Annotated in this window: 15 protein-coding genes, 1 tRNA gene and 1 pseudogene; 5 read left to right on the plus strand and 12 right to left on the minus strand. The window is 72.3% G+C overall.

The features are described 5' to 3' along the window. The 4 genes from Scani_RS29995 to Scani_RS30010 all read left to right on the plus strand — a co-directional run bounded on the left by Scani_RS29995 (position 1) and on the right by Scani_RS30010 (position 5,188). Positions 1-1,422 carry a PP2C family protein-serine/threonine phosphatase gene (locus tag Scani_RS29995; RefSeq protein ID WP_159480909.1) on the plus strand — a complete coding sequence of 474 codons (1,422 nt, stop codon included), beginning with the start codon at positions 1-3 and terminating at the stop codon, positions 1,420-1,422. Positions 1,423-1,653: 231 nt separating this feature from the next. Continuing rightward, positions 1,654-3,006, plus strand: coding sequence for a vWA domain-containing protein (locus Scani_RS30000; protein WP_159480910.1), 1,353 nt, complete (start codon positions 1,654-1,656; stop codon positions 3,004-3,006). Between the two features lie 60 nt (positions 3,007-3,066). After that, positions 3,067-4,653 carry an FHA domain-containing protein gene (locus Scani_RS30005; RefSeq protein WP_167538159.1) on the plus strand — a complete coding sequence of 529 codons (1,587 nt, stop codon included), beginning with the start codon at positions 3,067-3,069 and terminating at the stop codon, positions 4,651-4,653. Between the two features lie 130 nt (positions 4,654-4,783). Beyond that, complete coding sequence (locus tag Scani_RS30010; protein WP_159480911.1) at positions 4,784-5,188, plus strand: globin; 405 nt, start codon at positions 4,784-4,786, stop codon at positions 5,186-5,188. A gap of 193 nt (positions 5,189-5,381) precedes the next feature. Here the strand turns inward: Scani_RS30010 and Scani_RS30015 are convergent, their stop codons facing one another. The 7 genes from Scani_RS30015 to Scani_RS41260 all read right to left on the minus strand — a co-directional run bounded on the left by Scani_RS30015 (position 5,382) and on the right by Scani_RS41260 (position 16,112). After that, entirely contained in the window at positions 5,382-6,107 is a 726-nt protein-coding gene (locus Scani_RS30015) for a DUF8010 domain-containing protein (RefSeq protein ID WP_159480912.1), read from the minus strand. Beyond that, complete coding sequence (locus Scani_RS30020) at positions 6,104-6,538, minus strand: acyl-CoA thioesterase (RefSeq protein WP_159480913.1); 435 nt, start codon at positions 6,536-6,538, stop codon at positions 6,104-6,106. Before Scani_RS30020 ends, Scani_RS30015 begins: the two co-directional genes overlap by 4 nt. A gap of 4 nt (positions 6,539-6,542) precedes the next feature. Beyond that, the gene (gene ettA, locus Scani_RS30025; RefSeq protein WP_159480914.1) at positions 6,543-8,207 is read right to left on the minus strand and encodes an energy-dependent translational throttle protein EttA; all 1,665 of its coding nucleotides are present in this window, start codon (positions 8,205-8,207) and stop codon (positions 6,543-6,545) included. Positions 8,208-8,679: 472 nt separating this feature from the next. Then, positions 8,680-10,071 (minus strand): Cys-Gln thioester bond-forming surface protein, encoded by a 1,392-nt coding sequence (locus Scani_RS30030; RefSeq protein WP_159480915.1) that lies wholly within the window; start codon positions 10,069-10,071, stop codon positions 8,680-8,682. A gap of 226 nt (positions 10,072-10,297) precedes the next feature. After that, entirely contained in the window at positions 10,298-11,299 is a 1,002-nt protein-coding gene (locus Scani_RS42240; protein ID WP_371872442.1) for a single-stranded DNA-binding protein, read from the minus strand. Between the two features lie 269 nt (positions 11,300-11,568). Continuing rightward, positions 11,569-13,545 (minus strand): YfjP family GTPase, encoded by a 1,977-nt coding sequence (locus Scani_RS30040; protein WP_159480916.1) that lies wholly within the window; start codon positions 13,543-13,545, stop codon positions 11,569-11,571. 527 nt (positions 13,546-14,072) lie between these two features. Further along, on the minus strand, positions 14,073-16,112 hold the full coding sequence (locus Scani_RS41260) for a GTPase domain-containing protein (RefSeq protein ID WP_246296227.1): 2,040 nt from the start codon (positions 16,110-16,112) through the stop codon (positions 14,073-14,075). 302 nt (positions 16,113-16,414) lie between these two features. On the opposite strand from Scani_RS41260, the gene Scani_RS30050 reads away from it, so the two are divergent. After that, positions 16,415-16,490: transfer RNA gene (locus Scani_RS30050), tRNA-Arg, on the plus strand. Positions 16,491-16,537: 47 nt separating this feature from the next. Here the strand turns inward: Scani_RS30050 and Scani_RS41265 are convergent. The 5 genes and pseudogenes from Scani_RS41265 to Scani_RS30070 form a co-directional block, all read right to left on the minus strand. Beyond that, a complete protein-coding gene (locus Scani_RS41265) occupies positions 16,538-17,059 on the minus strand; it encodes a site-specific integrase (protein WP_246296228.1) in 522 nt (173 codons plus the stop codon). 166 nt (positions 17,060-17,225) lie between these two features. Then, positions 17,226-17,552: a MerR family transcriptional regulator gene (locus tag Scani_RS30060; RefSeq protein ID WP_159480917.1), complete on the minus strand. Its 327-nt coding sequence runs from the start codon at positions 17,550-17,552 to the stop codon at positions 17,226-17,228. 739 nt (positions 17,553-18,291) lie between these two features. Beyond that, a complete protein-coding gene (locus Scani_RS30065; protein WP_159480918.1) occupies positions 18,292-18,705 on the minus strand; it encodes an ATP-binding protein in 414 nt (137 codons plus the stop codon). Between the two features lie 805 nt (positions 18,706-19,510). Continuing rightward, positions 19,511-19,729: pseudogene (locus Scani_RS41270) on the minus strand (PAQR family membrane homeostasis protein TrhA); the annotation flags it as partial. Positions 19,730-20,009: 280 nt separating this feature from the next. Next, positions 20,010-20,318 carry an SCO5918 family protein gene (locus Scani_RS30070; protein ID WP_159480919.1) on the minus strand — a complete coding sequence of 103 codons (309 nt, stop codon included), beginning with the start codon at positions 20,316-20,318 and terminating at the stop codon, positions 20,010-20,012. Positions 20,319-20,343: the final 25 nt, after the last annotated feature.

Here is a 20,343-nt window from a genome sequence, read left to right on the forward strand (position 1 = left end):
ATGGGTGTGACTGGGCCGTCCCGGTGTCCGGGCTGTGACGAACCGCTGGATGCGGGAGACAACTTCTGCGGGCGGTGCGGCGTCGATCTGCCGGCGCCCGCCGCGCCGCCGGCGTACGGCGCCGCCGTACCGCCCCCGCCGCCCGTGCCGCCGGCGCCCCCCGGGCCGCCCGCTCCGGCCGGGCCGCCGCCTCCGAACCCGCAGGCCCGTCTCCCGTACGGGGACGCGGGCGCGCCGCCGGTGTCCGGCCACGTCCCGCCGATGCCCGGCCATGCGCCCACGGTGCCCGCCCCGGCACCGGCGGCCGCCACGCCCCCGTCCCCCGACCCGCGCGTCGCCGGATACGAGGTGGTCGCCGACGCGGCCGCCGCGACGTCCGGCGCCCCGGCCGCGGAACGGGGCGCGCCCGGCTCGGCCGCCGCCCCGGAGACGGAACCCGGTACGCCCGTCGCGCCGTCCGGCACACCCGTCGCCTCCGATGCCCCGTCCGCCACCCCCGCCGACGGCACCGCCCGCTGTGCGGTCTGCCGGTCCGGCCCGGTGGGGCCGGACGGCTACTGCGAGCACTGCGGCCACGCCCGGCCCCGCGAACGCGATCACATGGAGCGCGAGTTGGCGGGCGTCGCGGCGGTCAGCGACCGGGGCCACCGGCACCACCGCAACGAGGACTTCTTCGCGCTGCGCGCCGTCGCGCTGCCGGACGGCTCGCCCGCCGTGGTCGCGGTGGTCTGCGACGGCGTCTCCTCGGCGACCCGCCCGGACGAGGCCTCCACGGCGGCGTCCGAGGCCGCCGGCGAGGCACTGCAGGCGTCGCTGCCGCGCGGCACGCATCCGCAACAGGCCATGCACGAGGCCATCCTGGCGGCCTCGTCGGCGGTCGACGCACTGGCCGACGCCCCCTCCCCGGCACCGGACGAGCACCCTCGGCAGAACGCCCCGGCCTGCACCTTCGTCGGTGCGGTGGTCGGCGGCGGACTGCTGACCGTCGGCTGGGTCGGCGACAGCCGCGCCTACTGGATCCCCGACGACCGCTCGGCGCCGCCCGCCCGGCTCACCGAGGACGACTCCTGGGCCGCCCAGATGGTCGCCAACAACCTGATGTCCGAGGCCGAGGCGAACGCCGACGAGCGTGCGCACGCCATCACGGGCTGGCTCGGTGCGGATGCCTACGAGGTCGAGCCGCACACCACCACGTTCAAGCCGGACGGGCCCGGGGTCGTGGTGGTGTGCACCGACGGGCTGTGGAACTACGCGGAGTCCGCGGAGCAGATGGCCGCGGCGCTGCCGTACGACGCGCCCAGCAGCCCCCTGAACAGCGCCCGCACCCTGGTCACCCACGCCCTCGACGGTGGCGGGCACGACAACGTAACGGTGGCACTGGTGCCGTTCCCCGCACCCGCGGTGCGGGCAGAATCGGCCTGACCACCCCACGACCGAACGCGTCGGACGCCGGTGGGCGCGCCGTACCTCGCACGGGGCGCCCCCTGCGAGGTACGGCGCGCCCCGTCCGGGGGACGGCGCGCGCCACGCCCCGTACGACACCTCCGGCCCGAGGGACGAAACGCACCCCGCACCACGTGTCCCGCACCACGCACCACGTACGACGCAACACGGCCCGATCGACCGGTTACGGCGTCCCAAGGAGCGGAACGGATGGCCAACTTCACCAAGTCCCGTGTGCCGCGTTTCTCCGCCGAGGTGTACCAGAACCCCTACCTGCCCGAGGGCGGGCGCGAGGTGCACGCCATCGTCACGGTCACCGCGACCGGGGGCGGCACGACCGGGGGCCGTCCGGTCTTCTCGGCGGGCACCGGAGGGCCGGACGCCGGCGTGGTGATCATGGTGGACTGCTCCGGGTCGATGGACCGTCCGGCGGCGAAGATGCGGGGCGCCCGCGAGGCGACGGCCGCCGCCATCGACACCCTGCGTGACGGTGTCGGCTTCGCGGTGGTGGCCGGAACCCATCGGGCCGCCGAGATCTTCCCCGGCGGCGGCCGGCTGGCCGTGGCCGGTGCGGCCACCCGCGCGCGGGCCAAGGAGGCGCTGCGGAGGCTGAGCGCGGGCGGCGGCACCGCCATCGGGACCTGGCTGCGGCTGACCGGCCGGCTGCTCTCGTCCGCCGAGGCCGGCTTCCGGCATGCCCTCCTGCTCACCGACGGCCGCAACGAGCACGAGTCGCCCGAGGATCTGCGTGCCGCCCTGGACGCCTGCTGCGGCGTGTTCACCTGCGACGCCCGCGGTGTCGGCACGGACTGGGAGGTCAAGGAGGTCACCGGCATCGCCTCGGCGCTGCTCGGCACGGCCGATATCGTCGCCGATCCGGCCGGCCTCGCCGCCGATTTCACCCGGCTGACGGAGAAGGCGATGGGCAAGGAGATCGCCGATGTCGCCCTGCGGCTGTGGACCCCGCTGGGCGCCGAGACCGTCTTCGTCAGGCAAGTGGCGCCCACCGTGGAGGACTTGACCGGCCGGCGCAGGGACTCCGGTCCGCGGTCGGGCGACTATCCGACCGGCTCCTGGGGCGACGAGTCCCGCGACTACCACCTCTGCCTGCGGGTCCCGGCCGCCGCCGTCGGCCAGGAAATGCTCGCCGGCCGGGTCTCGTTGATCACCTCCGCGCCGGACGCCCTCCCCTCGTCCGTCGGCCCGCCGCGCCCCCTGTCACAGGGGCTCGTACGGGCCGTGTGGACGGACGATGTGGCCGCTTCCACATCGATCGATCCGCAGGTCGCGCACTACACAGGACAGGCGGAACTGTCCCATGTCATCCAACAGGGACTTGATGCCCGTAAGTCCGGCGATATCGACTGCGCCCTCGCAAAACTGGGCCGCGCGGTACAGCTGGCCGGCGCCTCGGGGAACGACGGGACTGCGAAACTGCTTGCGAAGGTGGTGGACGTCGTCGATGCGGCGACCGGTACTGTGCGACTGAAGGCGAAGGTCGCCGAAGCGGACGAGATGACTCTCGAGACGCGCTCGACGAAAACCGTTCGCGTGAAGAAATAGCCACGATCAGTACCGAGCAGTACCACCGAAGCAAATCGGTACGGAGGGGGAAGAACCGACATGCCGACCTGCCCGAGCGGCCACCAGTCGGTGGCCGAAGACTGGTGCGAGGTGTGCGGCCAGCGGATGGCGGGCGCTGTCCCCCCGCCGCCCTCCCTGCCTGCAGGTTTCCTGAACACACCGCCCAGCCAGCCGACCGGTCAGCCCGGTCCGCCGCCCGGACAGCCCGGCCCGCCGCCCGGCGGCCCCGGCTTCGGCGGCCCCGGCCCCGCGGCCCCGGACAGCCAGGGCGGTCAGGGCGGTCAGGGCGGTTACGGCTTCCCCCCGCCCGCACCCGGCCCACAGGGCGGCCCCGGCCCCCAGGGTGGCCAGGACGGCTACGGCTTCCCCCCGCCCGCACCCGGCCCACAGGGCGGCCCCGGCCCCCAGGGTGGCCAGGACGGCTACGGCTTCCCCCCGCCCGCACCCGGCCCGCAGGGCGGCCCCGGCCCCCAGGACGGCTACGGCTTCCCGCCGCCCGCACCGGGCCCCCAGGGCGGTCCCGCTCCGTCCGGGCAGCCCGAGACGTGCCCGCAGTGCGGTACGCCGCGTGAGGCGATGGCCCCCTTCTGTGAGGGGTGCCGCTACAACTTCCTGACCAACTCCCCGACGTCCTACGCCCCGCCGCCCGCCCAGCAGCCGGGCCCGCAGGGCGGTCAGGGCGGTTACGGCTTCCCGCCGCCCGCACCCGGCCCGCAGGGCGGCCAGGACGGCTACGGCTTCCCGCCGCCGCAGCAGCCCCAGCCCCCGCAGCAGCACGGCATGCCCCCCGGCCAGCCCGGCCTCGGCGGCTTCCCCGACCAGTCCGCACCCGGCGGCTTCCCGGGCCACCCCGGCCCGCCCCCCGGCATGCCCGGCCCCGGCCCGTCCGGTCAGCCCGGCCCGCCGCCGCAGCAGGGCGGCGACGACTGGACGCTGAATCCGCCGAGCGCCCAGGCCGGCCCCCCGCCGATGGCGCCCGCGCCGCCCGGACCGGGCCCGCAGGCCCCGTACGAGCAGCAGCAGCCCGCGCCGTTCCCGCCGCAGCAGCCGGCGCCGTTCGAGCAGCAGCAGCCGCCCCAGGCCCCGTTCGAGCAGCAGCAGCCCGGCCCGTACGGGCAGCAGCAGATGCCGCCGCAGCAGCCCGGACCGGACCAGCAGTGGAACGGCGGTCCCGGCCAGGGCCCCGCTGCGCCGCCGCAGGGTCCGCCGCCGGTCGTCGGCGACGGCTGGGTGGTGGCGATCGCGCCGGACCGCGAGTACTTCATGGCGATGATGGGCCGCAGCGGCCCGGAGGCGGCGGGGCTCAACCTGCCCTCGTACTCCCCCGAGCAGGTGCTCCCGCTCGCCAACGGCCAGATCGCCGTCGGCCGCCGCCGGAACAGCACCGGCGAGGCCCCGGACATCGATCTGGGCAGTTCCCCGGAGGACCCGGGCGTCTCGCACCAGCACGCGCTGCTGGTGCAGCAGCAGGACGGCAGTTGGGCCGTGGTGGACCAGAACTCCACCAACGGCACGACGGTCAACCTCGCCGAGGACCCCATCCAGCCCTATGTGCCGGTGCCGCTCCATGAGGGCGACCGGGTGCATGTCGGTGCCTGGACGACGCTGACCGTCCGCCGCGGCTGACCGTCCGACGACCGCACAGCGACCCCGGGGCGTGATCGGCCGATCACGCCCCGGCCGCATTTCCGGCCCTCGCCGTCCCTTCCGTCCTACGACCGAAGTCCTCGGCCGGTACGTCTGCCACCATGGACGGGTGAACAAGATTCCACGCGGCACGCTCGAGGAGCAGACCTTCTACGAACAGGTCGGTGGCGAGGAGACCTTCCGGCGCCTGGTGCACCACTTCTACCAGGGAGTCGCCGAGGACCCGCTGCTGCGGCCGATGTATCCGGAGGAGGACCTCGGCCCGGCCGAGGAGCGGCTGGCGCTCTTCCTCATGCAGTACTGGGGCGGCCCCCGTACGTACAGCGACGGGCGCGGTCACCCCCGGCTGCGGATGCGGCACGCCCCCTTCACCGTCGACCGGGCCGCCCATGACGCCTGGCTGCGCCACATGCGGGACGCGGTGGACTCCCTCGACCTGTCCGAGGCGCACGCGACGCAGCTGTGGAACTACCTGACGTACGCGGCCGCCTCGATGATCAACGCCGCCGACTGAGGAACGCCGCACACCGGGCCGGCCGGATCCGGACACAACCGGCCCGGTCTCCGGACATCATCGGCCCGGTCTCCGGACATCATCGGCCCGCTTCCGGAGACACCTCGGGCCCCCGGTCCGCACACGGCAAGCGCCGCATCGGAGAGGCCCGACCAGGCGAGCGCCCTCGGGCGGGCCCGGTCGGACGGCCTCGTCAGGCGGGCGTCACCGTGAGTCCCGACAGCCCGGCCGGGCCTCCGGTCCGTACCGCGACCGACCCGTACGGGGTGCTCAACCGCAGCCAGCCGCCCGCCGACAGCAGGCTCAGCGGCTGGGGCAGGGGCGCGGGTCCGGCGGTTCCGGGGGACGTAGCGCCCCCCACGAGCGCGGCGGCCCGCGCCGGGCGCAGAAAGCCCAGCGACTGCGCGGCATGGGCGGCGCGCAGCGGAAGATGGGTGTCACCGAGGGTGCGCGACCAGATCTCCCGGCCGATGCGGTCCCGTTCGCTGCGGGTGCGGTGCTGCGGCGGCAACGCCTCGTCACGGGCGCGGAATTCGGCCACCGCGGCGGCCACCGCCCGTACCAGTGCCTCGGGTGCGGGCAGTCCGGGCACCCGCTGCCAGCCGCCGCGCGGCGGCAGCAGCCCGGTCCACGGCGGGCCGGTGACCGCGGCGGGCACGGTCACCGCGTCCGCCGACTCCTCGATGCCTTCGAGGAGTTCACCGGCCGAGACGGTGGTGTCCAGGACGCTGTCCCCGGCGAGCCGGGCGGTACGGATCGCCAGTACCTCGAAGGACGGCGGGCGGCCGAAGACGGCGAGCACCCCGCCGCCGGCCTGGAGGCGTACCGCGGCGGCCTTGTCGTAGTGGATCAGCCGGGCGAGGAAGGCGGCGAGATCCGCCGCCTCCCCCGCGTCGGCAAGGTGCAGCGCCGTCGTCATACCGCGACGGCCCTCTCCTGATGCGACGCGTCGTCCAGGTACTCCTTGAGGATCGCCTTCTCCTCCGCGGTGAGGCGGCGGGGGCGCTCCTCGGTGAAGTTGTACGGCACGACGACGGTCGAGGCCCGCAGGTAGAGGGTGTCCTCGTCCTTGACCTCGTAGCCGACCGTCATCGACGCGGCGCTGACCTTCGTCACCCACAACTCGACGGTCACCGGGGTGGGCCGGTGGACCAGCGGCCGCACATAGTCGATCTCGTGCCGGGCGACGACCGAGCCGCCCGTGAACGACGGGCTGCCGTCCCCCGGCGCCAGCCGGCGCATGAAGTCGATCCGCGCCTCTTCGAGGTAGCGGACGAACACCGCGTTGTTGACATGGCCGAACGCGTCCATGTCCGACCAGCGCAGGGGGCAGGAGTAGAGGTGTCGCACGCGGTCAGCCCCGGGTGAGCTTCTTGTACGTGGCGCGGTGCGGACGGGCGGCGTCCGCACCGAGACGCTCGATCTTGTTCTTCTCGTACGACTCGAAGTTGCCCTCGAACCAGAACCACTTGGACTCGCCCTCGTACGCCAGGATGTGCGTGGCGACGCGGTCGAGGAACCAGCGGTCGTGGGAGACGACCACGGCGCAGCCCGGGAACTCCAGGAGCGCGTTCTCCAGCGAGGAGAGGGTCTCCACGTCGAGGTCGTTGGTCGGCTCGTCGAGGAGCAGCAGGTTGCCGCCCTGCTTGAGGGTGAGCGCCAGGTTGAGGCGGTTGCGCTCACCGCCGGAGAGCACCCCGGCGGGCTTCTGCTGGTCCGGGCCCTTGAAGCCGAACGCGGAGACGTAGGCGCGCGAGGGCATCTCGACCTGGCCGACGTTGATGTAGTCGAGCTCGTCGGAGACCACGGCCCACAGGGTCTTCTTGGGGTCGATGTTCTCGCGGCTCTGGTCGACGTAGGAGATCTTGACGGTCTCGCCGACCTTGATGTCGCCGGAGTCCGGGGTCTCCAGGCCCTGCAGCATCTTGAACAGCGTGGTCTTGCCGGCGCCGTTCGGGCCGATGACGCCGACGATGCCGTTGCGCGGCAGCGTGAAGCTCAGGTTGTCGATCAGGACCTTCTCGCCGAAGGCCTTGTTGAGCTTGTCGACCTCGACGACGACATTGCCCAGACGCGGGCCCGGCGGGATCTGGATCTCCTCGAAGTCCAGCTTCCGCATCTTGTCGGCCTCGGCGGCCATTTCCTCGTAACGGGCCAGTCGCGACTTGGACTTGGCCTGCCGCCCCTTGGCGTTGGAGCGCACCCACTCCAGCTCTTCCTTGAGGCGCTTGGCACGCTTGGCGTCCTTCTGCCCCTCGACCTTGAGACGGGTCTGCTTGGTCTCCAGGTACTTGGAGTAGTTGCCCTCGTAACCGTGCAGGCGGCCGCGGTCGACCTCGCAGATCCACTGGGCGACGTGGTCGAGGAAGTACCGGTCGTGGGTGACGGCGACGACGGTGCCGGGGTACTTCGCGAGGTGCTGCTCCAGCCACTGCACGGACTCGGCGTCCAGGTGGTTGGTGGGCTCGTCGAGGAGCAGCAGGTCGGGGGCCTCCAGCAGCAGCTTGCACAGCGCGACGCGGCGGCGCTCACCACCGGAGAGGTTGGTGACCGGCCAGTCGCCGGGCGGGCAGCCCAGCGCGTCCATGGCCTGCTCCAGCTGGGTGTCCAGGTCCCACGCGTTGGCGTGGTCGAGGTCCTCCTGGAGCTTGCCCATCTCCTCCATCAGCGCGTCGGAGTAGTCGGTCGCCATGAGCTCGGCGACCTCGTTGAAGCGGTGGAGCTTGCCCATGGTCTCGGCGGCGCCGTCCTGCACGTTCTGCAGCACGGTCTTGGACTCGTCCAGCGGCGGCTCCTGGAGGAGCATGCCGACGGTGTAGCCCGGGGAGAGGAACGCGTCACCGTTCGACGGCTGCTCCAGACCGGCCATGATCTTCAGCACCGTGGACTTACCGGCGCCGTTGGGACCCACGACACCGATCTTTGCGCCGGGCAGGAAGCTCAGCGTCACGTCATCGAGGATGACCTTGTCGCCGTGCGCCTTGCGCGCCTTGCGCATCGTGTAGATGTACTCAGCCAAGAGAAACCGTCCGGCAGATTGGATCGATCAGGGTCTGTGCGGCACCGCCCCAGGGCCATCGTGCGACGCGTCCGAGGGAGGGCAGATACACCCCATCTTGCCGTACGCCTGTGCTCTGGCGGAAACGAGTAGGTCAGAGCGCCCCTGTTCAGCGCCGAGCTCCTGCGACACGGTGTCCGCTTGGTTGCCCTCTGTCAGCGTTGGTCGCTGCGCAGCGGGCCTTTCTCTTCTCCATGTCCACGTGGCATCCGCCCTCCGGGCCGCGCCCCCCTTGCGGGAAGGAGCGGCGCCGGGGCGCCGGACGCCAGCGGCCCCGGAGCGTCGCTGCGCTCCGGGGCCGTGGGTTACTCGTTCGACTGCCGCTCGCTCACCATGAGGTCACCGAGCGGCCGCCGAGGATCACTGTGCGCCGGTTCTCACCGGTCCGGCCGGGTGTCGCCGGACCCCGGTTCGCACCGGGCGCCGGGTGTCCTTACGCGGTGCCGGTCTTCTTCTTGCGGAGGAAGAACACCGCGCCGCCGCCGACCACGACGAGGACGACCGCGATGCCCGCGATCATCGGGGTGGCGTTGCTGGAACCGGTCTCGGCCAGGTCGCCGCCCTTGTCGCCGCCCGTGCTGCCGCCGACCGAGGCCGGGCTGGGCTTGGAGGAGGGCTTGCCGCCGCCGCTGCCGGCGGTCTTGCAGTCCAGGACCCCGGAGAAGGACTTCTTGAAGCCGCCCTCACCCTTGATCGTGATGTTGTACGGCTGGTCCTCGGCCACCGGGACGGTCACGGTCTGCGACTTGCCCGGGGCGATCTCGTAGTCCTTGCCGGAGAGCTGGAAGCGGAAGGCCTCATCGCCCTTGTTGGCCGCCGTGACGTCCACGCCGCCCTTGGCGCAGTTCTTCTCGGCGGTGATCGCCGGGATGGCGCCCTGCTTCTTCCAGGAGACCGTGGCGGCCGCGGAGACCGTGGACTCGCTGGAGCCGGCCAGGATCTGGGTCTGGCTCTTGGCGTGCTCACCGATGCCGGTGAAGGCACGGCCGACCGGGACCTTGGTGGCGGCCTGCGCGGTCAGCGAGGTGCTGCCGTCGGCGGCGCCCTTCGGCACGTCGAAGAACAGCTGGGTGCCCTCGGCGGCGCTGGTGACCGGCTTGCCGTCCTTGCCGACGATCTTCACACCGGCCGGCGCACCGGCGGCGGGGGCGATCGTGACGCTGTCGGCGTTGGTGTGCACGGTGACCGGGCCGAGCTTGCTGCCGGACTTGCCGGAGACGGCCGGCGGGTCCAGCGTCAGCGACGCCTTCGGCTCGCCGAGGTTCTGCGCGCTCTTCTCGAGGTAGTCGGCGAGCTTCTCGGCCGCCGGGTCGACCGCGTCCACCTTGACGTGGTCGGAGAAGCGCCAGATCGCGACCTGGGTGCCGGCCGCGGCGGTCTTCTCGGTGAGGCTCCCGGCGCCGGCCTTGGAGGCAAGCGCGGCCAGGTCGTTCACCTGCGGGTACGAGTTCTGCAGAATCCAGCGGATCTTGCCCGCGTCCCCGTTGTTGTGCAGCGACGAGGCGCTCCAGGGCACTTCCTGGTACTTGGCCTGCTGCTGCGTCGGGTTGTGGATGTCGATGCAGTACGTCTGGAGCGTGCCGCCGTTGTCGACCGCCATCTCGAAGAGGCCGGCGCCTACGCGCTGGTCCCCTCCGTCGTTGTGCACAACCGCCTGGTCGAAGGTCTTCAGACCGCCGAGCGTGGCAGTGGCACCCCCGTGCGTGGAGGTCGCGTCATCCGCCGCGGCAGTCCCCGCGGTGGCTATCGCACCCGCCGCGACCAGGCCCGAGGCCACGACCGCGGCGGCAAGGCGAGCTGCGCCCCGCCTCTTCATCGAAAGCATGAATTTCCCCTCTGGGCGAGGCGGTCGAGTGGGAGAGGTTGCCTCGCCGGAAAGATCCCAAAGAACTCAACAGCCGAACACGTCAGCCCCCGTGAGTACTTGTCGGATCTTATGGAGCAGGTGCATCAGGGTCCCCAGTAATGGCATCCCATAAGCGATCCGAATCGCAATCGTTACCGACAACAGGCACCCTGACCTGGCATTATCGACAAATCCCCAGAACTTTTCAGGGCACAGCGGCCTTTTGGGGTGATTGGGGCCCGACTGGAGCCGCCGGAACGGCAGCGTCCGGCACCTCAGCAGATGGCGAAATCGCGGCGGTGGACCGCTTCTTGACGGGCGCGGGCCTGCCGGCAGGAGGCTGTTTCCCGGCGGGTGCTGGTCTCTTGGCGGGGGCCGGCTCCTTGGCGGGGGCTGGTCTCTTGGCGGGGGCCGGCTCCTTGGCGGGGGCCGGCTCCTTGGCGGGGGCCTGTCTCTGGGCCTGGGCCGCTTCCTTGGCGGGAGGCGGTCCCTTGGGCGGAGGCTGTACATCCGCCTGTACCGGTGCGTTCAGGGTTGTCGGTGCCGGTGCGTTCGGAGGTGTCGGCGTCTCTCCGGGTGCCGGGGGCTCGACACTGCTCCGCGCTGGCTTGCCCACAGGCACCAGCCCCTCCCCGGCCCCTTGTTGTTCCCACGTCCCCGATGGTGGGCCCGAAGCGTCCGGCTGTTCTTCCAGAGCCACCGGTCGTTCCAGAGTCCCCGGTCGTTCCAGAACCGCCGGCTGTTGTTCCGCAGCCGCCGGCCGGGGCACCGGCGAGGAGCGAGGTCCGGGAGGCGGCGGCAACGGGGAGGGCCCGTGGCCCGCTTGGTCCGCTTCCCTGCGGGCCGGCCGGGCGACTCTCCGGAACGCGGAGGTGCCGCGCGCGAGATCGTGGCCGATCGCCACGGCGTCGACCTCCGCCGAGAACCAGCGCTGCCCGCCCCGTTCCGGGGGCTGTTCCCCTTCCCTCAGCCGCAAGCGCCCCTGGACGACCAGTGGTTCCCCCACCGCCACCGACGCCGCGACATTGTCGGCGAGCGCGCGCCACGACCGGACCGTGTAGAAACTCGTCCCCCCGTCGGTCCAGCGCTCCTGCGCTCTGTCCCACCGACGGGAGCTCGCCGCCAGCCGGAACCTGGCCACCGTCACACCCGCTGTCGTCTGCCGGTGCTCCACCGCTGTCGCGGCGTTCCCCACCAGCGTCACCATCGTGTCGTTCACGGAACACGCCTCCCCCGCGTCATGCGCTCGCTTCCGTCATGTGCCGCTCGCGCTGCGTCGACCTCATGCTGCACGTATGCGGCGGGCGCCGCGGCGGCATGTGGACGGGTGGCCGCCTGTGGACAACTCGGCCACCCGGGAGAGGGAATCCGCCCTCACGCACCGGCCGTCAGGGAACGGCCCGGCACACACCCGCCGTCGGGCAACCGTCCGGCCACGCACCCGTCGTCAAGCAACGGCCCTCACACGCCCACCCGTCAGGTGCCCGACGCCACCGCGTACTGCTCCCGTACCTCCCGATAGCGCAACAGCTCGGCGGCGACCGGCTCCAGGACTCGCGCCCGTCCGCACCCGGCCGCCGCACTCCGCAGTCGCCGCTCGGCGTCCTGCCCGTAACGCCGGGCCGGGCCGCGTGCCACCACCCGGCACATCCACGTCAGCGCCGGCCCGCCCACCGAGCCGATCAGCGCGGGAAGCAGCCCCGAGACCCAGTCCGCCGCCCCGCCCGCGCCCGTGACCGCGCCCGTGACCGCGCCCAGCAACCAGAGCACACCGACGACTTGGAGTACGGACAGCATTCCCTGCAGCGACGCGGCGACCGTCCACCAGCGTGGTTTCACGGCCGGTCCGCCCCGGAGCGCCTCCTCGGCCTCCGCCGCCACCTTGTCCAATGCCTCCGGCAACCCGTACGCGCCCCGGTCCGCCGCCTCCCGCACCGCCTGGGCCCACGGCGCCGGCAAGCCGTGCGCCGCCTCACCCGCCACGGTGCGTACGGCCTGCTCCACCACGGGCCGCGCCGCCGCCCGGCCGTCCACCGCCGGTTCGCCCCCCTCCCCGGCCGCGCCACCGCCCGCCAGCAGATGCCCCGGGCCCTCCTGCCGCCCCACCGAGCCCAGCCGCGTCCCGTTGCGCCACAGAGCGGCCCGACCGGCACCGCCCCGGCCGGCACCGGTCCTGCTCACCTCGGCTCTCCCCGTCCCCGTCCCCCGCCCGACGTCACCCCGCCCCGCTCCCGTCCGCCCCCTACGGACCTGCCGCGCACCGGCGCGCCCACCGTCCGCCCGCCCGGCGTCGTCCATCCGCCCGGCGCCCGTCGCCCCTCCCCCGAAGGCCCCCGTGCCCATCGCCCCGGCCCCCGCCCCGGAGCCACGGGTCCGCCACCCGCTCCCCCGCCATCCCCGCATCCGCGCCCACGGCGACCCGCACGCGCGCTCCGCGTACCGCAGCCAGTCGCGTTCCGCCGCGCGCCCGGTGGCCACCGCCCCGACCGCCTCCGCCAGCCGGTCGTCGAACTCCGCCCGTGCCTGTTCGGTCAGCCCGACCCGGCTCTGCGCCACATATACGGACCGCAACCGCTCGGCCGCCGCATCCACATCCGCCGCCAGCCGCCGGTCCGCCGCGCCCCGCTCCGTGACGAACTGACCGAGCGCCTCCCGCAGTTCGCCCACGCCCTTGCCCGTGGCGGCGGACAGCGCGAGCACCGCCGCCCCGGGCTCCCCGTGCTCGCCGAGCGCCAGCCCGTCCTCGTCCAGGAGCCGGCGCAGATCGTCCACCACCTGGTCGGCGGCGTCGCCGGGCAGCCGGTCCACCTGGTTGAGCACGACGAACATGACCTCGGCGTAGCCCGCCAGCGGCCGCAGATACCGCTCGTGCAGCACCGCATCCGCGTACTTCTCCGGATCCACCACCCAGATCACCGCGTCCACCAGCTCCAGCATCCGGTCCACCTGAGCGCGGTGCTCGGTGGCCGAGGAGTCGTGATCGGGCAGGTCGATGAGGATGAGTCCGTGCAGCTCGGAGCTGCCGTCCGCCGGGGCATGACGCCGGTGCGCGGGCACGCCCAGCCGGTACAGCAGCCCCTCCGCGCCCGCCCGGCTGCCCGGCCAGACACAGGCCACGGGCTCCGCGGTCGTCGGCCGCCGCGGGCCGACCTGCGAACGGTTCGCCCCGGCCAGCGCGTTGAACAGCGACGATTTACCGCTGCCGGTCGCCCCCGCGATCGCGACGACGGTGTGCTCACCGGACAGCCGGTAGCGCTCGTCCGCCGTCTCCAACACCCGCCCCGCGCCCTCCAGCGCCCGCCCGTCCAGCCGGGACCGGGACAGCGCGATCAACTCCCGCAAGGCATCCAACCGGCCGCGCAGTCCGCCCGCCACGGCCCGCCGGCCGCCGTCCGCGACCCATCGGTACCCGCCCCCGCCCTCCCCACCCACCGGCGAACGCGGCTGCACCATCGCCTCACCCCGCGACGCGAACCGTGACCCGCCATACGCCCGCACTCCTGACGCCATGGGGGCGCCACCCGACGACCTCCCACGCGAGAGCGCCATACCCGCCGCCACAGGCGCCTCTTCCCGCTCCTCGCTCACCGCCTGCCGCACCACCGACCGGGGCACTCCCACGTCCCGCGCCCGCCGCGCAATCAACCCGTCATCCCACGCCCCGCCCACCACCGCCGCCCGCACAGCGGGCTCCGCCCCCACGCCCCTCTCCCGCTCCCCCACGGCCTTCCCGAACTCCCCGGCCTCTCTGCCCTCTCCGACCTCCGCAGGCCGTACGGACGCCTCCGATACCTCGCACCCCACGGATGCCATGCCGTCCACCGCCGCCACGCCCTCCACCGACGTCACTCCGCCCACCGACGCCGGCATCGAGACCACACCCACCCCCGTCTCCCGCCCCTTCCCCAAGCACTCCCCGGAACCATCCGTCGCTTCGGCGCCATCCGCCGCCTCGAAACCAACCGCTGCCTGGGAATCGCTCACCCCGACACCTCCTCCTTCTCCATCGCCCTCGCCCGCTCGTCCTCGTCCCGCCGCTGCTTGCGCTTCTCCGTCTCCTCCGGCCTCTCCTTCTGCTTCTCCCGCTGCACGACGGACAGCGCGGCGATCAGCTCCGCCTGCTGGTCCAGTGGCACGGTCAGCTGGTCCAGCGGTGCCAGCCGCCGCTCCCGCTCACCGTCCAGGGCACGCGCCACATACGTGGCCAGCAGCCGGGCGCCCCGGTCGCAGAGCCGCAGCGCGGTCTGGGCCCCCAAGAGGTCGGCGAGGTTCTCGCCCGCCGTACGGGCCCGCCGGCCACCGAGCAGAGCCGTGGCCAACAGCGCCGCCGACTCCTCCGGCTCCACCGACCCCACCCGTTCACCGGCCTGCCCGGCACGCGCCTCACGGGTCTCCTCCTCGGCCAGCTCCTCCAGGCAGCGCCGCCAGCGCCGGACGATCACACCGAGCCGTCCGCCCGCGCCTTCGGCGGTCGCCAGCGAGACGTCGGCCGCCGCGGGGTCGCGCCGCCAGCCGTCCGCGGCCCGCTCGTCGGCCTCCTCCACGGCACAGGTCAGCAGCGAGGTCAGCCCGTGGGTCAGCGCGTCGAGCAGCTCGTCGGAGCGGCCGTCGAGCCCATGGTCGCGCCAGTGCGCCCGCGCGTCCCCGGACAGCACCTCACCGGCCGCGACCTCCTGCCGTACCCGCTCCGCGGCCTGCTCGTACGCCTCCTCGACCCGGCCGGCCAGCCGCAGCGCCGCGGCGTGCTGGGCAGCGGCTGCCCCCGCGAGCGCGGGCAGCCGGCTGCGCAGCGACGCGATCACTCCGGCGGCCGTACGGTCCGCGGCGGCGGTGCGGGCGACGGGGTCCTGGGCGTGTCGCTCCAGCCAGTCCCGCAGCGCCGCCACGGCCGTGGCGGGCAGCAGACCGCTCCCGCCGCCGGCCGACTCGGGCAGCTCGGGAATGGTGAACCGCGGGACGTGGCCGAGACCGGCCCGCTGGAGAAGTTCCGCGTACCGCCCGGAAATGTCCGTGGCGATCTGATGCGGCACCCGGTCCAGCACGGTCACCAAGGTGACGTCGTACTCCTTTGCGGTACGCAGCAGATGCCAGGGCACCGCATCCGCGTACCGGGCCGCCGTGGTGACCAGCACCCAGACGTCCGCCGCGCAGATCAGCTCCGCGGCCAGCTCCCGGTTGCGCGCCACCAGCGAATCGATGTCCGGGGCGTCCAGCAGCGCCAGCCCGCTGGGCAATGCCCGATCCGTCTCGATCCGCACCGTGAGCAGCCCCGCCTCACCCCCGCCGGCCGCCCGTGACCCACCCGGTTCCCCGCCCAGGCCTACGCCACCACCGCCCGCACCGTCATACGCCCCGCCGCCACCGGCCCCCGGCCCCCCTGCCGCATAGCCATAGCCGTAGTCGGAGCCGAAGCCGATGCCCTGCTCACCACCCGCCCCCTCTGTCTCCTGCCGCTGCCGCTGCCCCTGCCCCCCACCGAGCCCATGCGCCATACGGGCCCCATGAGGCATCCGCACCCCGTGCCCGCCTGCCGCCCCGCGCGCACCGCCGGGCGCCACCCCGCCCGCACCGTGCCCGCCGTAATCGCCCCGGCCCAGGCCGTCGCCCGCCGCGTATCCGTCCTCGCCACCGTCGTCCTGCTCAGGGACCCACACCCGGGCGAGCTGCGGCAGGACCCGTGGCCCGGCGAACCAGTGGAGATCATCGGGATGACAGACCAGCACCGGTGTGCGCGTCGTCGGACGCAGCACCCCCGCCTCCGAGACCCGCCGCCCCACCAGCGAATTCACCAGCGTGGACTTGCCCGCCCCGGTCGATCCGCCGATCACCGCGAGCAGCGGGGCCTGCGGGGAGCGCAGGCGGGGAATCACATAGTCGTCGAGCTGGGCGAGCAGCTCGGCCCGGTTGCGCCGGGCCCGGGCAGCACCCCGGAGTGGCAGTGGAAAGCGTGCGGCGTCAACGCGGTCGCGCAGAACGGACAGTGCGTCGATCAGCCGGGGTCGTACGTCCAAGGTCGCCACATGTGCAGAATGCCCAATTTAGTTGGGTTTTTGAAGCGTATAACCCCTTGTGCGCGCCGCAAGAACCCCCACAGAACGGGATGAGTGGCGCATGAGACGTTCGCGACGAGTGGGGCGCAGGCATAACGAGTGCACAACACCCGCCGCACGAGACGTCAAAAGCGGTGCAGGATTCGTACCTGCCTGCGATTATCGGGACCGCTTCACCGAACCTCCACAACGTGCCACGGAGGTGAAGCAACCGGGACGAGGCACCCGGACCTCTATCCTTGTCCGCGGTCCGTGATCCACGTCCACACCCGGCCCCCGTAGCTCAGTGGATAGAGCAGGTGCCTTCTAAGCACTTGGCCGCAGGTTCGAGTCCTGCCGGGGGCGCCACCGCCCGTACGGTGTCCAGCCCTCCCTTGTGGAGGGCTTTTCGCTGGTCAGGGGCGGTTTGGCGGTCCGGCGCGGCGGCTTCGGCAGGGCCGGAACGACTCCTGGAGGCGAAGGTGGGAGTCCGGCCGAAGCCGGTCCGGTACGGCTCTCGACGGCTGGTTTCCCGAAAACTTCCCGGCGTTTTTCGGCGACACTTTCACGGCTGTGGGCACAGCGAGCAGCCGCTGAGGCTCTTCGATCCGCCCCTGGAGTTCGGTCAGCTGTCCGGTGATGCAGCGTGTGCAGGTGGCCAGGAGGACGGGGGCGCTGCTGCCCGCCCAGGCGGCGACCCGAGCCGGCGGAATGCCGTTGTTGAGCCAGGTCTTCAGGCAGGTGTGGCGCAGGTCGTAGACACGCTTCCCGACGGGCGAGCTGTAGTCGTGCTCGCCGAGGACAGCCTTGCGAGCCTTGCGCCAGACCCGGTGGAAGACCGATCCGGCGAGCAGACCGCCTTCCCCCGGAAGGTCGAGCGCGAGGGCAGGTCTTCGCCTCGGCGCCGCTGTTCGGAGGCGACCTGCCCGAACGGTCACGCGTGAGCTCGCGGACCTTCTGGGACCGGATCTCGGCCTCGGTGCAAGGCCCTCCTGGACCTCGGTGCGGCGGACGGGCCTGGTTCCGGATGCTGGCCCGTCCGCCGGGGCAACGTTGTCGCGGCCGCAGCGGTGCTCAGCTCGGGCAGGTCGGTCTCGAACGCTGTTACGAGGTGGCGTCGCGGGTGCGCAGGTCTTCGTTGATGCGCTGGGCTTCTTCGAGTTGGTCTTCGAGGATGATGATGCGGCAGGCGGCTTCGATGGGGGTGCCGGCGTCGACGAGTTCACGGGCTCGGGCGGCGATGCGTAGCTGGTAGCGGGAGTAGCGGCGGTGGCCGCCTTCGGAACGCAGCGGGGTGATCAGGCGGTGCTCGCCGAGGGCGCGGAGGAAGGCAGGGGCGGTGCCGATCATTTCGGCGGCCCGGCCCATGGTGTAGGCGGGGTAGTCGTCGTCGTCGAACTTGTCGACGGGGCGGGGAGTGCGAGGGGGCATAGACCTCTTCTTTCGGGGACGCATCGAGGGGCCCGAGTGCCGTTCTGGCACCCGGGCCCCGAGCTTTCAACACCATCTACCGACTGACTGCGCCGGCTTTCTTGTTCCGCCGGCCCGCCTGGGAGGGCGGGGCTGCGGGGATCGCGGATGCGTGACCGGGGACCACCTTCCAATCCGGGGCCTGCGGTACCCGAGCGGTGTTCTTCCTCGCCCGGGCGATCCTGATGGCGTCTGCTCCTTACCTCATTCGGCTACTCGGTTGTACTGCTGGATATCGCGGGTACTGCATGCGACCCCTGGGGCCGCTCGGCCCGGCAGTCAGCGAAGGAACCACCATTTCCGGCCCCGTCGCTCCACTGCCGTTCCGCGTCCTGTCTGACCTGCTTGCACAGCAGTTCATCTCTGCCGTGCCCTCTTCGACTTCTTGAGTACGGGAAAACACTAACCTCCACACGCACCCATGTCTACGCTCGTCGTGACAGATTTTCTCAACAGCCGGTGAGTGGACTTCTGCCTCATGCGCACCCGGAAGAGCGCCATTCGGGTTGGCCGGCCGGTTGGCCGCTCGCGACCGCACCCTCCTGGGCCACCGCCCTGACAGAGGGACCGGCCACCACCGGTGCGTGCCACGAACGGCAGGCCCTCGCCGCAGACGCACCGCCCCCTTGAGGTCCTTTGCCTCGGCGCGGCGCGTGTCCGGGTCCGGCTGAGGTCCCGGTAGCGGAACCACAGCGCCCAGCTACCGGGAGAGTTGGGCATGGATGGTTTTGCCGGTTCCGGGGGCTGGGGTGATGGTCAGGTGGCTGGTGAGGTGGCGGATCATGTGCCAGCCGAAGCCACCGCTGCCGCCGTGGAGATCAGGTGTGCGTTCGCGGGGGGCCGCTGAACTGAGGTCACTGACCGCGGCGGTCATCGTGTCCGGGCCGACGGAAAGTCGGAGGGTGTACCGGCCGCCGCCGTGGCGCAGGGCATTGGTGGCGAGTTCCGAGACCACCAGGAGGAAGGCGTCCGCACGCTCGGGATCCGGCGCTGGGGTGAGGTTGTCGGTGAATGCGCGGGTCGCCTCGCGGGCCCGGTGGACACTGTCCGGGCTTTCGCCCCGCACCACGGTCGGTACGGGATGAGGGGCGCTGCCGATCTTCGTGCCGTTCATGCGCGTACACCCCACCTGTGATCCATTGCGCCTTTTGCCGTGACAGGCAGTGTGCCCGCCCCTTCGGTTCCCACACCCCGGCGACGCGCTTCCTGGTGCAGTTTTCACTAGGCGTGGCCGACAGAAGCTCGGCCACCGTCTTCACAGAAAATCTGCCGTGTAGGCGATAGACATGCGGCCTCGCGGGGGTTAGGGTTTTCGTCGTAGCCAAGAGATCGAAGGCGCGGCAGAGGTCGAACTGCCGCGCGTGCAGTGCCAGAAGAGGCACGGCAGTGGAGTCGCGGGGCCGAAAGATATGCACAGGGGCCCCGCGACTGACTGCCGGGCCGGGCGGCCCCCGGGGCCGCGAGCGGAACAGCGGATCCGCAGTAACAAGCAGGTCAGCAGGAGGACGAGAAGGAGGCAGACGCCATCAGGATCGCCCGGGCGAGGAAGTGAGTCCGCTCGGGTACCGCAGGCCCCGGATTGGAAGGTGGTCCCCGGTCACACATCCGCGATCCCCGCACTTCCCGCCCTCTCCCGGGCGACGGTGCGGAAACAGAAGGCCGGCAGCGCAGTAAGCCGGCAGATGGTGTTCAAACCCCTCGGGGCCCTGGTGCGTGTTCGGCACCAGGGCCCCGCGATGCATTCCCGTCCGAACTCCGTTTCCGCGCCCGAGCACGGCCGCCGTGCCCCGGGGACGTTCAGCCGGCGTCGGACAGCCTGACCCGGCAGCAGCCATGCGGACGAGCTCCGCCGACATCGTCGCCGGAGCTCTTCGCCATCAGCCAGACGCGAACCGGACTGAGCACCGCGGTCGAGGCGTCCTCTGAACAGCCTCGCCGCGCGACCCCCAGGTGCCGCGGTGGTGGATGGCGCTCGTCCCGAACAGCAGCAAGGCGGTGACGGTGTACACGGTGCAGGCCAGGGCAGCCTGCGGGGTCCTGGCCAGGCGGATGAGGTCGACGCCTGCCGTCAGCGCGGCCGGGACACAGCTTCCTTCCTCCCCCGGACTGTTGGGCCTCGCTGACAACCAGGTAGCCACGCCAGGGGTCTCTCCCCACGGCGTTGGGGGAGGTCAGCCTCGGACCGCCGGGCATGGACTGCCACCACGTCGCCGGCAGGGTGGAGTCGGAGCCGAGCAATCAGACGTCTCTCACCGTGGTCGTCCAGGGCCCAGTCATCACCGGACGGCTGGACTCGAGGCGGTGGCGGACGTCGAGGTACTCGAGGGGGTCAAAACGGCTGGGACCGTTTTCCGCTCTCGCTCTTCCGGCCGCCGAGTTGGCCGCTGCCGGGCGGATTCTTTGCCCACAGCGGTCCGGTCAGGCTCGAGCCGGGTGCCCCAGCAAGGCCGACGCCGTCTCCAGTGGTGTGAGACCGGTCGGTGGCACGAGCGCGGCAGCCGGGCGGCACACGAAGCCGAGGCGGCTCAGGGCTCGGGTCACTTCACCGGCGGAGAAGTCACGGCGATCCTGCCGGGTGATGATCTCCCCGACCTGCTTGACGGGGTAATGGCGGCGACCGATGAGCACGGACTCACCCGTGATGGGTTCGGCTTTGATGCCCTTCATCGCATCCTGCACCTCGGTCTTGAGCAGGTCGAAAGGGAAGCGGGCGATGACGACGCGCATAGTGCCTCTACAAGGTCGAAGAGAA

It is taken from the genome of Streptomyces caniferus, from assembly GCF_009811555.1.
Classification (GTDB): domain Bacteria; phylum Actinomycetota; class Actinomycetes; order Streptomycetales; family Streptomycetaceae; genus Streptomyces; species Streptomyces caniferus.

Bases quoted from the DNA above. Each gene is read 5' to 3' on its own strand.
- Scani_RS30070 (WP_159480919.1), bottom strand. From the start codon at position 20,318: ATGCGCGTCGTCATCGCCCGCTTCCCTTTCGACCTGCTCAAGACCGAG.
- Scani_RS29995 (WP_159480909.1), top strand. From the start codon at position 1: ATGGGTGTGACTGGGCCGTCCCGGTGTCCGGGCTGTGACGAACCGCTG.
- Scani_RS30015 (WP_159480912.1), bottom strand. From the start codon at position 6,107: ATGACGACGGCGCTGCACCTTGCCGACGCGGGGGAGGCGGCGGATCTC.
- Scani_RS30040 (WP_159480916.1), bottom strand. From the start codon at position 13,545: ATGGTGCAGCCGCGTTCGCCGGTGGGTGGGGAGGGCGGGGGCGGGTAC.
- Scani_RS30005 (WP_167538159.1), top strand. From the start codon at position 3,067: ATGCCGACCTGCCCGAGCGGCCACCAGTCGGTGGCCGAAGACTGGTGC.
- Scani_RS30060 (WP_159480917.1), bottom strand. From the start codon at position 17,552: ATGCCCCCTCGCACTCCCCGCCCCGTCGACAAGTTCGACGACGACGAC.
- Scani_RS30030 (WP_159480915.1), bottom strand. From the start codon at position 10,071: ATGCTTTCGATGAAGAGGCGGGGCGCAGCTCGCCTTGCCGCCGCGGTC.
- Scani_RS30000 (WP_159480910.1), top strand. From the start codon at position 1,654: ATGGCCAACTTCACCAAGTCCCGTGTGCCGCGTTTCTCCGCCGAGGTG.
- Scani_RS30065 (WP_159480918.1), bottom strand. From the start codon at position 18,705: ATGAACGGCACGAAGATCGGCAGCGCCCCTCATCCCGTACCGACCGTG.
- Scani_RS42240 (WP_371872442.1), bottom strand. From the start codon at position 11,299: ATGGTGACGCTGGTGGGGAACGCCGCGACAGCGGTGGAGCACCGGCAG.